The sequence below is a fragment of the Marinobacter sp. 1_MG-2023 genome, from assembly GCF_030549045.1.
Lineage (GTDB): Bacteria > Pseudomonadota > Gammaproteobacteria > Pseudomonadales > Oleiphilaceae > Marinobacter.
The window spans coordinates 289,977-302,554 of record NZ_JAUOST010000001.1; the positions used below are offsets into that span (position 1 = coordinate 289,977).

13 protein-coding genes are annotated in these 12,578 nt (G+C 54.2%); 8 read left to right on the forward strand and 5 right to left on the reverse strand.

What is annotated here, in order from left to right:
• Positions 1–56: 56 nt before the first annotated feature.
• Positions 57–1,502: a coniferyl aldehyde dehydrogenase gene (locus Q4606_RS01355; RefSeq protein ID WP_303606440.1), complete on the reverse strand. Its 1,446-nt coding sequence runs from the start codon at positions 1,500–1,502 to the stop codon at positions 57–59.
• A 177-nt stretch (positions 1,503–1,679) separates the two neighbouring features.
• On the opposite strand from Q4606_RS01355, the gene Q4606_RS01360 reads away from it, so the two are divergent.
• A complete protein-coding gene (locus tag Q4606_RS01360) occupies positions 1,680–2,360 on the forward strand; it encodes a TetR/AcrR family transcriptional regulator (protein ID WP_303594667.1) in 681 nt (226 codons plus the stop codon).
• Positions 2,361–2,554: 194 nt separating this feature from the next.
• Here the strand turns inward: Q4606_RS01360 and yihA are convergent, their stop codons facing one another.
• Positions 2,555–3,193 (reverse strand): ribosome biogenesis GTP-binding protein YihA/YsxC, encoded by a 639-nt coding sequence (gene yihA, locus Q4606_RS01365; protein ID WP_303594665.1) that lies wholly within the window; start codon positions 3,191–3,193, stop codon positions 2,555–2,557.
• Positions 3,194–3,366: 173 nt separating this feature from the next.
• On the opposite strand from yihA, the gene Q4606_RS01370 reads away from it, so the two are divergent.
• From Q4606_RS01370 to Q4606_RS01380, 3 genes are all read left to right on the forward strand, one after another.
• On the forward strand, positions 3,367–3,975 hold the full coding sequence (locus Q4606_RS01370; RefSeq protein ID WP_303594664.1) for a cytochrome c: 609 nt from the start codon (positions 3,367–3,369) through the stop codon (positions 3,973–3,975).
• Positions 3,976–4,117: 142 nt separating this feature from the next.
• A complete protein-coding gene (locus Q4606_RS01375) occupies positions 4,118–4,750 on the forward strand; it encodes a thiol:disulfide interchange protein DsbA/DsbL (protein WP_303594663.1) in 633 nt (210 codons plus the stop codon).
• A 71-nt stretch (positions 4,751–4,821) separates the two neighbouring features.
• On the forward strand, positions 4,822–5,682 hold the full coding sequence (locus Q4606_RS01380) for an endonuclease/exonuclease/phosphatase family protein (protein ID WP_303594661.1): 861 nt from the start codon (positions 4,822–4,824) through the stop codon (positions 5,680–5,682).
• A gap of 56 nt (positions 5,683–5,738) precedes the next feature.
• Here Q4606_RS01380 and rpmG read toward each other — a convergent pair whose 3' ends face one another.
• The 3 genes from rpmG to radC form a co-directional block, all read right to left on the reverse strand.
• On the reverse strand, positions 5,739–5,894 hold the full coding sequence (gene rpmG, locus Q4606_RS01385; protein WP_071263342.1) for a 50S ribosomal protein L33: 156 nt from the start codon (positions 5,892–5,894) through the stop codon (positions 5,739–5,741).
• An 11-nt stretch (positions 5,895–5,905) separates the two neighbouring features.
• Positions 5,906–6,142, reverse strand: a complete 237-nt coding sequence (gene rpmB / locus Q4606_RS01390; protein WP_096783936.1) for a 50S ribosomal protein L28 — start codon at positions 6,140–6,142, stop codon at positions 5,906–5,908.
• Positions 6,143–6,361: 219 nt separating this feature from the next.
• Positions 6,362–7,036: a DNA repair protein RadC gene (gene radC / locus Q4606_RS01395; protein ID WP_303594622.1), complete on the reverse strand. Its 675-nt coding sequence runs from the start codon at positions 7,034–7,036 to the stop codon at positions 6,362–6,364.
• A gap of 173 nt (positions 7,037–7,209) precedes the next feature.
• Between radC and coaBC the strand changes: the two genes are divergently transcribed.
• The 4 genes from coaBC to argB all read left to right on the forward strand — a co-directional run bounded on the left by coaBC (position 7,210) and on the right by argB (position 12,554).
• Entirely contained in the window at positions 7,210–8,409 is a 1,200-nt protein-coding gene (gene coaBC, locus Q4606_RS01400) for a bifunctional phosphopantothenoylcysteine decarboxylase/phosphopantothenate--cysteine ligase CoaBC (protein WP_303606441.1), read from the forward strand.
• Position 8,410: 1 nt separating this feature from the next.
• Complete coding sequence (gene dut, locus Q4606_RS01405; RefSeq protein WP_303606442.1) at positions 8,411–8,872, forward strand: dUTP diphosphatase; 462 nt, start codon at positions 8,411–8,413, stop codon at positions 8,870–8,872.
• 80 nt (positions 8,873–8,952) lie between these two features.
• Positions 8,953–11,604, forward strand: a complete 2,652-nt coding sequence (locus Q4606_RS01410; protein WP_303606443.1) for a phosphomannomutase/phosphoglucomutase — start codon at positions 8,953–8,955, stop codon at positions 11,602–11,604.
• Positions 11,605–11,657: 53 nt separating this feature from the next.
• A complete protein-coding gene (argB, locus tag Q4606_RS01415) occupies positions 11,658–12,554 on the forward strand; it encodes an acetylglutamate kinase (RefSeq protein ID WP_303594614.1) in 897 nt (298 codons plus the stop codon).
• Positions 12,555–12,578 lie beyond the last annotated feature (24 nt).

The following is a 12,578-nucleotide window of genomic DNA, read 5'->3' on the forward strand; positions in this document are numbered from 1 at the left end:
TTTTGTTTATGGCGATCGCCGGGGCGTATGAGCACCCCGGATATAGCTTGGAAGACTCAGCGGATAAAGAACTTGTAAACCATTTTGTGGAAAGATGTTCCGTAAGGGGGATAGACAAACTTTCCACTGTTAAATTTCTGCTTGGAAAAAATGGCCCTCTGGTGTGAGAACGTAAGGAACCCTTCCTTGCCGTGATAATGCCCCATGCCTGAATCGCCTACACCGCCGAAAGGCAGGTCATCCTGGGCGACATGCATAAGTGAATCGTTGATGCACATCCCCCCCGAGAGAGTGTTGTCGATAACCTGATGCTGCTGGTCGCGATCGTAGCCGAAAAAATACAGGGCCAGCGGGCGCGGTCGGTCGTTGATGTACTGAATCGCCTCATCAAGGTTGCCATAGCTCACTATCGGGAGGATCGGGCCGAAGATCTCATCCTGCATGAGCTTCATGTCCGGCGTGGTTTTCAGCACTAGTGTCACCGGAATTTTGTAGGTGCCATCGCCCATGTTTTCCTGCGCCGGATTCATCTCGACCAACTCGGCACCCTTGGATCTGGCATCCTCCAGGTAGCCTTGCAAGCGGTTGTACTGGCGCTCATTGATAATGGCGGTGTAGTCATCGTTGTCGCGCAATGAAGGGTACATTGCCGCAAGGCGGGCGCGGAACTCGTCTACGAAGGCTTGAGTCCGGTCGGCAGGGCAGAGCACGTAATCTGGTGCCACACAGGTCTGGCCGGCGTTGAATGCCTTGCCGAAAGCAATGCGCTGAGCCGCGTCTTCCATGGGCACATCCGGGGAAACGATGGCTGGTGATTTACCTCCCAGTTCCAGAGTAACCGGGGTCAGATTTTCAGAAGCGGCGCGCATCACCAGTTTGCCCACGGAAGTGGAGCCGGTGAACAGCATATGATCAAACGGCCGGGCCGAAAAGTCGGCGGCAACGTCAGCCTCACCATTGATGACCGACACCAGATCTTCCGGAAAAGTGGCTTCAATAAGCTCTTTGAACAGGGCTGATGTATGGGGTGTGAATTCCGACATTTTGATCATGGTGCGGTTGCCCGCAGCAAGCGAGGCAACGAGAGGCCCGACAGCCAGGTAGAGAGGGTAGTTCCAGGGCACAATAACGCCCACAACGCCTTTGGGCTGAAAGCAGACCTTGTTGCTGGCGGGCTGGAACAATATGGAGACGTGCCTGCGCGAAGGCTTCATCCAGCCACCAAGGTTTTTCAGAGTGTAGTTGATCCCCTGGATTGAAGGCATTACTTCGGCAATCAGGGACTCATCTTTTGAGCGGCATGAAAAATCCAGGTCAATGGCGTCAAGAAGGCGGTCCTGATAGTCCAGCAGAGCCTGCTTGAGGCGCTTCAGGTTTTCCTGGCGCTCCGCTAGCGGCGGCGTCGGGTCGTTGTGAAATGCTTTTTTTTGATCTTCAAACACCCGATGAGTGTGCTGAATATGTTTTTTGCTCTCAGTGAGCTGAACAACGCTGGCACTCATGGTGTCCTCCCTTGGCTGCCGTCGTTTTGCGGCGACAACCTGTTGTTATATGTTGGCGAAAAAACGCTCAATTTGCACTGGAGAGTATTATTAGAGTATATACTCTAGGTAGTCAAGCGTGCCCAATGGCCAATCGGGCCATATGCGCGCTGTAAAACAACAAGCGCCGATGAGCTTATGAAGACCAGAGACAAAATATTGTTGTCCAGCCTTGAGTTGTTTAATGAACAGGGTGAGCGAAACGTTACAACCAACCATATAGCTGCCTACCTGGCCATTTCGCCGGGCAACCTTTATTACCACTTCCGCAACAAGTCCGACATCATCTACGAGATATTCCAGGAATATGAAAAACTGGTGGATTTCTATCTGGATATTCCGGAAGACCGGCTTTTGACCCTTGACGACATGACGTTCTACCTCGAGTCGGTGTTTGATGGGCTTTGGAGTTACCGGTTTTTCCACCGGGATCTCGAATACCTGCTGGACAGAGATCCGCGCCTGCGCAGTGACTACCGGGAATTTACCAACCGATGCCTCGCGGCGATCAGCCGAATATTTGAGAAGCTGGCAGATGCAGGCATCGTAGAGCCGCAGCCAGAGGGTCTCCGGGCGGCGATGTCGCTGAATGTCTGGCTTGTGATTACCAACTGGATGGCTTTCCTGAAGACGGCGCATGCAGCCAAAGCTTCGGCCTGTCTGACTATTCATGAGCTTAAGCAGGGTATTTATCAGGTGCTCACGCTTGAACTTCCCTACCTGACGCCGGCATACCGGGAACAGGTTATGGCGCTGCGGGAGAAGTACCGGCCAACAATGCCGGAGCAGAAAGGTATGTTGGAAAGCCCGGCATATTGAAAACGCCACTGGTCGGGGTGAAAACAGATAGAAGCCTGACTGGCCAGGAACCTTTGGTGATCGAGTTGGTCATAATCAGTGGTGCTGGAGATTCGGACATTTCCGGCGCCTCCTGAGTGAGTTCTCAGGTTTTAGCACGTCGCAAACCCTGACGCTTTACCGGCCTGTTTTTTCACAGGCCGGTCTTTTACAAGTTAATCCCGTAGCTCCCCGGGACCTTCCAGCCAATCAATCAGCGCCGCCCGGCACTCATCAACGCCACGTTTTGAAGTGGCTGAAAACATGACCAGGTGTTGAACACAGGTGAACGCCTCCAAGCGGCGCGCTATATCCAGCATGCTGTTTTTCGCCTGCCCAAACTTGAGTTTGTCCGCTTTGGTTGCAAGAATCATGAGTGGCAGCTTGTTATGCTCGCACCATTCCACCATCATTTGGTCGAAATCGGTGAGTGGGTGGCGGATATCCATGACCAGGACCAGGCCGCGCAGGCACCTACGGTCGTTCAGGTAGTGGCCGAGGTGTTTCTGCCAATCGTCTTTCATGTCCCGAGATACTTTCGCGTAGCCATATCCTGGCAGGTCTACTAGCCTGGCATGCTCGCGGTTCAGGGAGAAAAAGTTGATCAAGCGCGTGCGCCCGGGCGTCTTACTGGTTCGTGCCAGCTTGCCAATGGCAGTGATTGCATTCAAAGCGCTGGATTTTCCTGCGTTCGAACGCCCGGCAAAGGCGACTTCGGCACCCGTGTCTGGCGGGCAGTCTTCCAATCGGGGGGCGCTGACCAGGAAGCGGGCGCTGTTAAAAGAGAGGCTTTTTTGAGTCAGATCAGAGTCCACAGCGGTTGGCTTTCCTTTGGATTTCAGTTATCAGGGATTAATGTATAATGCTACACCAAATCCGGGCGGTACGCTTGGCGTAACCGCTGTCAGTCCCGGTTTTGAGCCTGACTGGTCAGCGCCTGCCGGCTGCAAACAAAGAATATTTTCGAGATGAGAGAAGCGGAGCGAGCATGAAGAAACTGATCGCAGGGTTTGTTTTCGGCGTTGGCCTTACAGCTATGGCGCACGGAGCAGGTGATCCTGAAGCGGGCAAGCAGAGTGCTGTAGCCTGCCAGGCGTGTCATGGCCAGGGTGGAGCGAAGCCGATTATGGGCTCCTATCCAAAAATATCCGGGCTGGGTGAAAGGTACATGTATGACCAGTTGGTGGCTATCCAGGAAAATTCCCGGTCTATTCCGGAAATGACCGGCCAGCTTGACGGTAAATCCGAGCAGGATCTTCAGGATCTGGCAGCGTATTTTGCGCAACAGGAAATGCCGGTCAGCCAGGCAGATCCGGATTTGGTGGAGAAAGGCGCCGCTCTTTATCGCGGTGGCAACATGGCTTCCGGGGTTCCAGCCTGTGCAGCCTGTCATAACCCGCAGGGTAAGGGTAACGAGCCGGCAGGATATCCGCACCTCGGAGGGCAGAACGCCGAATATCTGGTCAATCAGCTGAAAGCCTATCGTGACGGTACTCGGGCTAGCAACGCCAATGCTCTGATCATGGGTGATGTTTCAGCCAGGCTGACAGATGCAGAAATCGAAGCTGTTGCCAGTTACATTTCTGGCCTCAACTGATTCAGCAATCCTGTTTCCGAAAACCCCGCCTTGCGCGGGGTTTTTTGTCTGTCGATCCTGTAATCCACAAACTGTGGAACTTTTCTGGTTCGGCGGGTCATAATCCCTCGATAACGACATTCATATAATCTGGAGATATTTCATGTTCCGAGCGTTCAGATCAGCCGCGGTGCTGTTAACAGCCCTGGCAGTATTCGGCCAGGCTCATGCAGACGACTGGAAGGAAGGTACGCACTACAAAAAACTGGATACCCCCGTGCGCACGAGCAGTGATTCCGGCGTTGAGGTGGCTGAAGTCTTTTGGTATGGCTGCCCGCATTGCTATAACTTCAAGCCGCTGTCTGAGAGCTGGGAGGCGAAAGCCCCCGATTATGTGAATTATGTGCGCATTCCGGCGGCTCTGGGCAGTTCCTGGGAGCCGCATGCCCGAGCCTTCTATGCGCTTGAGGCCATCAATGCTCTGGATGAATTGCACGACCCCCTGTTTGAAGCTCTGGCAGGTCAGCGCAGGCCTCTTAATGACGGAGAGTCTTTGGCCGATTTTGTCGCCGACTATGGTGTAGATCGTGCTGAATTCCTTGATAGCTACAATAGCTTCGGCGTGAATGCCCGCATGCAACAGGCGCAGTCAAAAATCCGGGGCGCGCGCATTACCGGCACACCGACTATGCTGGTAAATGGAAAGTACACAGTTAGTGCTTCAATGGCGGGCAGCCTTGAGGCGACGCTTGAGGTCGTTGATTATCTGGTGGAGAAAGAGCACGCTGCCGACTGATAAAAAAGTACTCTGCTGGGTGGCTTATTTGCTTTCAGGCTTATCGAGCGGAGCGGCGCAGCAGGTTTATTATGTATAAACGCTTCAGGAAACAGTTGGACGGGGCGGTCAACGCCCGGACCGAATCGAAAGGTTCAAACTCGGGCCTGGACCATGTGCCTGCGTTCAACCCTGATCGTCATCTCCGGCTACTCACATTCAATATTCAAGTGGGCATCAGCACTTCTTCCTATCGCCATTACTTGACCCGAAGCTGGCAACACTTCCTCCCCCATCGCAACCGTATTCAGAATCTGGATCGAATTGCCTCCCTGCTTAGCAACTACGACGTGGTGGCTTTGCAGGAGTGTGATGGTGGGAGTCTGCGCAGTGGATACATCAATCAGGTGCAGTATCTTGCTGAAGCAGCAGGGATACCCTATTGGCACCAGCAGCTGAATCGCAACCTGGGGCAGATTGCCCAGCATAGCAATGGTTTGCTTAGCCGGTTTCGGCCGCTGGATGTGAAAGAGTACAAGCTGCCGGGGTTGATTCCGGGGCGGGGTGCTATCGTAGCCCGGTACGGTACTGAAGAAGACCCGTTGGTTCTGGTGCTGATGCACCTTTCGCTGAGCAAAGCGGCTCAGCAACGCCAACTCGGTTTTATCAGCGACCTGATATCAAAGTATCGGCATGTAATCCTGATGGGTGATATGAATAATCACGCTGAAGAGCTTCTTACCCGGACACCGCTTCGGAACACGGATCTGGTGCCCTTGCCGGATACTGCGCACAGCTTTCCGAGCTGGAGGCCTGAAAAAGCGCTTGATCATATTCTGGTGAGCCCGAGTCTGCAGATCCGGGGTGCTGAGGTTGTGAGCTACCCTATGTCTGACCATTTGCCGATTGCTATGGACATTGCGCTTCCGGATGGATATCTGGAAAAGTTTTGAAGCATCCACAAAAAACCCGGCCATGGCCGGGTTTTTTGTGGATGCCGGATCAATAATTACTTGATCTTGGCTTCCTTGTACGCAACGTGCTTGCGGACAACCGGATCATACTTTTTGATCTCGATTTTTTCCGGGGTGTTGCGCTTGTTCTTCATGGTCGTGTAGAAATGACCTGTGCCTGCTGAAGATACCAGCTTGATTTTTTCGCGCATGATGCAGCTCCTTAAAATTTCTCGCCGCGGGCACGAAGATCGGCCAAAACAGCGTCAATACCTTTTTTGTCGATGATGCGCATGCCCTTGGTGGATACGCGCAGCTTCACGAAACGCTTCTCGGTTTCAACCCAAAAGCGGTGGCTCTGCAGATTCGGCAGAAAACGACGACGAGTGTGATTCATCGCGTGGGATACATTATTACCGGCTACCGGACGCTTACCGGTTACCTGACAAACTCTGGACATACTTGCCTCCGACCTGAGCAATGGTCTTAATAAATGCGAATTCGATTTTTAATGCGTCTCTGGTTGCCGAGGAACGGTTACGCCCCTGTTTGCGCCTCTAAACTGAACGCTGCTCGCCAGACGCCGCCAGAAAGGGACGCTTTTATACCAGAACCAGCTCCCCAACGCAAAAAATTGTTGGGAATTTGGCCAGTTTTCCGACATCTGATTCATGGTGGTCTACATCAATCCACGTTCCGCGAGGGATATTACCTCACCGTGGCCAATCACCATATGGTCAAGAACCCTGATATCTACAAGGCCGAGCGCTTCTTTCAGGCGCTTGGTCAGAGAGATATCAGCCTGGCTGGGTTCCGCCACCCCGGAAGGGTGATTATGAGCAAAAATAATAGCGGCTGCATTATCTTCAAGGGCTTGGCGGACCACCTCGCGCGGATACACGGCTGCGCCATCAACTGTGCCCCGAAACAGCTCTCTGTACTGGATTACGCGGTGTCGGTTGTCAAGAAAAAGGCCCGCGAAAACTTCGTGAGGATAGGTGCCCAGCCGGCTTGCGAGGAAGCGCCGGGTGTCCTCCGGTGAGCGCAGCGGATCGCCTTGGCGCAATGGCTCGTCCATAACCCGTCGCGCCATTTCCATAGCAGCCTGCACCTGGGCATATTTTGCGGTGCCTAGCCCCTTTACGCCACAAAACTGTCTGCGCGACGCAGTCAGCAGCCCACGCAGTCCGGAAAATTCCTGTAGTAAATATCTTGAAAGCTCCATTACCGGCATGCCGGTGGTGCCGGTGCGCAAGAAAATGGCCAGGAGTTCGGCGTCCGAGAGGCTTTCGGGCCCGTGGGAAAGCAATCGTTCCCGGGGGCGTTCATCCACGGGCCAGAGGGAGTCAGTCATTTGAGCTTCCTTGCGTTTGGTTTGATGGCGTTGGTGCTTCCTGCACCCTTCAATTACAAAGGTTACTTCAAAACGCAACAAACGGTAAACGTACTGAGGCTCTGGCAGGCTGTCGGTATCGTCAGGGCATGCTATCTTATAAGTCTTTCTTTTTAAGTGGATACGGAGCCTTTATGGCAGTCAGGAAAATTCTGCTGGGTATAACAGGCGGCATTGCAGCCTATAAAAGCGCCGAGCTTGTACGCCTGCTGAAAAAGGCTGGTTACGAAGTGAGAGTAATCATGACTCGGGGCGCAGAAGCCTTTGTGACGCCTCTGACTTTTCAGGCACTTAGCGGCGAGCCAGTTCGCACCTCATTGCTCGATCCCGAAGCCGAAGCTGGTATGGGTCATATCGAGCTGGCGAAGTGGGCCGATCAGGTGGTTATTGCTCCGGCTTCTGCTGATTTTATTGCGCGACTTGCTCAGGGTATGGCCGACGACCTTCTGGCCACAGTGTGCTGTGCGACAGAGGCCCCTATTGCTGTGGTGCCGGCAATGAATCAGGCGATGTGGAGTAATGCACGCACGCAGCGCAATATCCGCTTATTGGGCGAAGATTCGCAGATAACCCTCTGGGGGCCTGATCAGGGCGAGCAGGCCTGTGGTGATAATGGCCCCGGGCGAATGCTCGAGGCTGCAGTGATCGCAGGGCTGATCATGAGAGAAAAGGCCAGCTCTGAAGGGCTGGCAGGTAAGCGAGTGGTTATTACGGCAGGTCCTACTCGAGAGCCCATAGACCCGGTGCGCTATATCAGTAACCACAGTTCAGGCAAAATGGGCTATGCATTGGCTGTGGCGGCCCGGGAGGCAGGTGCCAGCGTTGTTTTGATCAGTGGGCCGGTTGCTTTGCCAGCTCCGACAGGGATCGAAGTCCGCAACGTGGTTACCGCGGACGACATGCTGCAGGCGTCCACGCAAGCAGTGGATGAAGGCTGTGACCTGTTTATTGCGACCGCTGCGGTGGCCGATTATCGACCAGAGACCTGTGCCGGAGACAAGATCAAGAAATCCAGTGAAGCCATGGCTCTGCCACTGATACGCAATCCGGATACCTTGGCCACTATTGCCGGACGTCGGGATGCACCGTTTACGGTAGGCTTTGCGGCTGAAACCTCAGATGTTGCCCGCTATGCCAAAGACAAAATGCAGCGCAAAAACTTGCGTATGATTGTTGCCAATGATGTGTCTGCTCCCGGTTTGGGGTTCAACAGTGACAATAACGCTGTCACTGTATTCTGGCGCGGAGGGCAGGAAACCATAGGTCCAGACAGCAAATCGGTGATTGGTTCACGCCTTGTCGCACTGATTGGCGAACAGCTGAAGCAGGGATAACATGAGTAGAAAAAAATTACAGGTACGTATTCTTGATGACCGGATCGGCAGCGAGATCGCTTTTCCGGCATATGCCACTGAGGGCTCCGCAGGCCTGGATCTGCGGGCGTGCCTTGATGGTCCGTTGACACTGGCCCCCGGAGATACGACGTTGATCCGGACCGGGCTATCCATACACATTGCCGATCCATCGTTGGCGGCTATGATTCTGCCACGAAGCGGTCTCGGGCATAAGCATGGAATTGTGCTCGGCAATCTGGTCGGGCTTATCGATTCTGACTACCAGGGCGAGTTGATGGTGTCCTGTTGGAATCGGGGTAGCACCGCTTTTACGGTCGAGGTAGGTGAGCGGATAGCGCAACTGGTTCTGGTGCCAGTAATCCAGGCCGATTTCGAAGTGGTTTCCGAGTTTGACGCCAGTAGCCGTGGCGAAGGCGGCTTTGGCTCGACAGGGACAACGTAACAGCAGCGCATAAACCTGTTGTGGTGTCTATACTTAGCCGTTAAGCGCCTGTCCAGGACAAAACTTTTGCAGGATGAACTATGAAGCTGGGTAAGAAAAAAGCTCCCGAAGCACCTGTCGATGGGCCGTCGGCAGCTGAAGTAAAACAAAAATCGAAAGCCCGGGCACCTGCTGGCTCAAAAGGGAAACACTTGGGCTCAACCGCTTTTAGCCAGGCTCTCGTTGTTCTTCTGGCTGGAATAGCGGCGGTGGCGCTGGTGTATTTTTTGGTGCTGCAGCCTGCTGCGGACAAGCGCTTCGATGCCTGGAAAACCGCAGAGGCGGATGCGGCCGCGCAGCGTATCAACCAGTATCTTGCGCTGATGCAGCAGAGCGTAAATGGCCTTGCAACCCAGCCCCACGTAGTAGACACCTTGATGGAACGTGCGGATACCGGAGCTGTTGAGCAAAAGCTGATCACTGCCATGCCTGGCGTCAAAGCTGCTTTTCTTTTCCCTTATCGCCGGATTCCAAGGACTGGTAACGGAAGCGAACTGCTGGGTTTCGCTGGGCTTGAGCTGGCACGTCGTGCTGAAAATGGCCAACCCCTGTATCCGGACGCTTTCCCCCGGGAAAACCAGTGGTATATCCAGATGGCATCTCCTGTGCGTAACCCGGTGAGCAAAGCCGTTGTTGGCAGTATTTTGATGGTCTTCGACGCCTCGATGATGCAGCCGCTTCTTGCCGTGGTTAACACACGCCTTGGAGGTGAGCTTGCCTTGATACAAACAGTCGCCGGAGCGTCCCGCCCCTTCGTAGGCAGGGCGAATGGTGCTACTGGTGCAAATGCCGCTGAAACCAGGGCACTGGCGAATCCTGACTGGACTGTCAGCTATAGACCGGGCTCTGCGCCGGAGCCGGCTGTCAGCATCCTGATGGTAGGGATACTGGTTGGTGTTCCGGCACTGGTGGCGTCGTTACTCGTGTGGTGGTTGCTGATAAGCGCGCAAAAAGGCCTGCGCCGGGAAGTAACCAATCTGATCCAATGGGCACACAAGGTATTTGGCGGTGAGCGCCAGAAGTTGCCAAGTTTCCAGTGGGATATGGTTGCCTCCGCAGGCGAGGTGCTTTATCGGCTGTCCCAGGTGACTGACAAGCGTTTGGCAAAGGCCGCAGAAAATGTCCGGCCGAAGCCCATGAAGGGTTCAAAGGTGGCTGAATCGGTAGACGCTGAACCCCTGTTTCAGGATAAGGAGCTCCCGGACATCGACATGCTCGACGGAGACGAAGATGTACTGGGCTTCGGCAGCGGCAACAGTGACAGCTCATTTTTTGCCGGCGGAGACATGCCGGGGGTTGAAGAGACGGGCGAGCCGTCAGTAGAAATATCCCCGGGAATTTTCCGGGCCTACGATATCCGGGGCATTGTAGGTGAGACTTTGTCTGCGCCTATTGTTGAGAGGATCGGTGCTGCTATAGGCTCCGAGGCCATCAGCCGCGGGTTGCCATCGCTGTGCATAGGTTATGACGGCCGTCACTCAAGCCCGGATCTGGCAGATGCGTTGGCCCGGGGCGTCATGGCTTCGGGTTGTGATGTTATTCAGATTGGCGCGGTGCCAACGCCCGTGCTCTATTTTGCAACCCACCATCTTGAGACAGGTTCGGGTGTCATGGTCACCGGTAGCCATAATCCGGCCAACTACAACGGTCTTAAAATAATGCTGGGGGGTGAAACCCTGTCTGGCGATGCAATCAAGGCCCTTTATCGACGAGTGCAGTCGGGTGATCTGGCTGCTGGCCGCGGCACCCAGTCCTCTGAGGATGTGCGCCGAGCGTATCTTGATCGTATTGTTGGAGATATTGCCGTTGCCGCGCCGCTTAAGGTAGTGGTGGATGCCGGGAACGGTATCGCGGGGGAGTTGGGGCCCATACTGATTGAGGAACTTGGTTGCGAGGTGGTGCCGTTATACTGCGACGTTGACGGCGATTTCCCGAATCACCATCCGGATCCGGGTAAGCCTGCCAACCTTGCTGACCTGATCGAGAAAGTTAAAAGCGAAGGTGCAGATCTTGGCATTGCATTTGACGGCGATGGTGACCGGCTTGGTCTGGTGACTAATTCCGGGAAGATTATCTGGCCCGACCGTCTGTTGATGCTCTTCGCCCGGGACGTGGTATCACGTAACCCCGGCGCCGATGTGCTCTACGATGTGAAATGCAGCCGCAGGCTTGCCGGCGTAATTTCCGAAGCTGGCGGGCGACCGATTATGTGGAAAACCGGCCATTCGCTGATGAAGGCCAAGATGAAGGAAACCGGAGCCTTGCTGGCGGGTGAAATGAGTGGTCATATTTTCTTTGCGGAACGCTGGTATGGATTTGATGACGGACTCTATTCGGCAGCAAGGCTCCTGGAAATACTGGGTATTGAAGACCGTCACAGTGATGAAGTGTTTGAAGACTTCCCCGAGGATATCAGTACACCGGAGCTTAACGTTGAAGTAACTGAAAGCAGTAAGTTCAGCATAATGGATACGCTGGCCAACGAAGGGGAATTTGGCGACGGTAATGTCAGCAACATAGACGGTATCCGTGTGGATTACGCTGATGGCTGGGGTTTGTGTCGTGCTTCCAACACTACCCCGATGCTGGTATTGCGCTTTGAGGCCGAAACGCAAGAGGCGCTTGATCGAATAAAAGGCGTCTTCAGGGACGCGCTGAAGAAGGCGGCACCGGACCTCGTGGCTGAGTTTTGACACTGGCCGTGCGGGCTTCCAACTTTTTATTTCTGATTTATTAAGGCAACAAGATGACGCTGGATCGTGAAACTGCAATGCAGGTGGCTACCGTTCTTAGCCGTGGTTTACCGTATATCCAACGGTTTACCGGCAAAACGGTCGTCATAAAGTATGGCGGCAATGCCATGGAAAACGAGGAACTTAAAAGCAGTTTCGCCCGTGACGTGGTGCTGATGAAGCTGGTGGGTATCAACCCTATCGTTGTTCATGGTGGCGGTCCCCAGATTGGCGAGTTGCTACAGCGTCTCAACATTCAGTCCCGCTTTGTGAATGGCATGCGTGTCACCGATGCCGCAACCATGGATGTGGTGGAAATGGTGCTGGGTGGCCAGGTTAACAAGGAAATTGTGTCTCTGATCAATGCCCAGGGCGGCACGGCTATAGGTCTGACCGGGAAGGACGCCAATCTTATTCGCGCCCGCAAACTCGAAGTAATGGACCGTTCTCCAGAGCTGGAGCGCCCGGAGATTATTGATATCGGGCGTGTTGGCGAAGTGGCCAGTATCAATGTGGATGTTATTGACATGCTTACCCGCAGCAATGTGATCCCCGTAATTGCGCCGATTGGTGTCGGGCCCGATGGTGCCTCTTACAACATCAATGCAGATCTGGTGGCCGGCAAGGTAGCAGAGGCCATGAAGGCCGAGAAGCTGATGCTGCTGACCAACGTATCGGGGCTCAAGAGCAAGGAAGACAAAGTGCTCACCGGGCTGACTGCGCAGCAGGTGAATGACCTGATTGAAGACGGCACCATCCACGGCGGCATGCTGCCGAAGATTCGCTGCGCGCTGAGCGCTGTAGAAAATGGTGTGCGAACCTCGCATATCATTGATGGCCGGGTGGCTCACGCGTGCCTACTGGAAATCTTTACGGATGAGGGTGTCGGTACCCTGATTTCCCGAAACTAATGATTTCCTGCAACTGACGGCGCT

Coding starts and splice junctions, on each gene's coding strand:
- Q4606_RS01355 (WP_303606440.1), bottom strand. CDS start 1,502: ATGAGTGCCAGCGTTGTTCAGCTCACTGAGAGCAAAAAACATATTCAG.
- Q4606_RS01360 (WP_303594667.1), top strand. CDS start 1,680: ATGAAGACCAGAGACAAAATATTGTTGTCCAGCCTTGAGTTGTTTAAT.
- Q4606_RS01370 (WP_303594664.1), top strand. CDS start 3,367: ATGAAGAAACTGATCGCAGGGTTTGTTTTCGGCGTTGGCCTTACAGCT.
- Q4606_RS01375 (WP_303594663.1), top strand. CDS start 4,118: ATGTTCCGAGCGTTCAGATCAGCCGCGGTGCTGTTAACAGCCCTGGCA.
- Q4606_RS01380 (WP_303594661.1), top strand. CDS start 4,822: ATGTATAAACGCTTCAGGAAACAGTTGGACGGGGCGGTCAACGCCCGG.
- rpmG (WP_071263342.1), bottom strand. CDS start 5,894: ATGCGCGAAAAAATCAAGCTGGTATCTTCAGCAGGCACAGGTCATTTC.
- rpmB (WP_096783936.1), bottom strand. CDS start 6,142: ATGTCCAGAGTTTGTCAGGTAACCGGTAAGCGTCCGGTAGCCGGTAAT.
- radC (WP_303594622.1), bottom strand. CDS start 7,036: ATGACTGACTCCCTCTGGCCCGTGGATGAACGCCCCCGGGAACGATTG.
- coaBC (WP_303606441.1), top strand. CDS start 7,210: ATGGCAGTCAGGAAAATTCTGCTGGGTATAACAGGCGGCATTGCAGCC.
- dut (WP_303606442.1), top strand. CDS start 8,411: ATGAGTAGAAAAAAATTACAGGTACGTATTCTTGATGACCGGATCGGC.
- Q4606_RS01410 (WP_303606443.1), top strand. CDS start 8,953: ATGAAGCTGGGTAAGAAAAAAGCTCCCGAAGCACCTGTCGATGGGCCG.
- argB (WP_303594614.1), top strand. CDS start 11,658: ATGACGCTGGATCGTGAAACTGCAATGCAGGTGGCTACCGTTCTTAGC.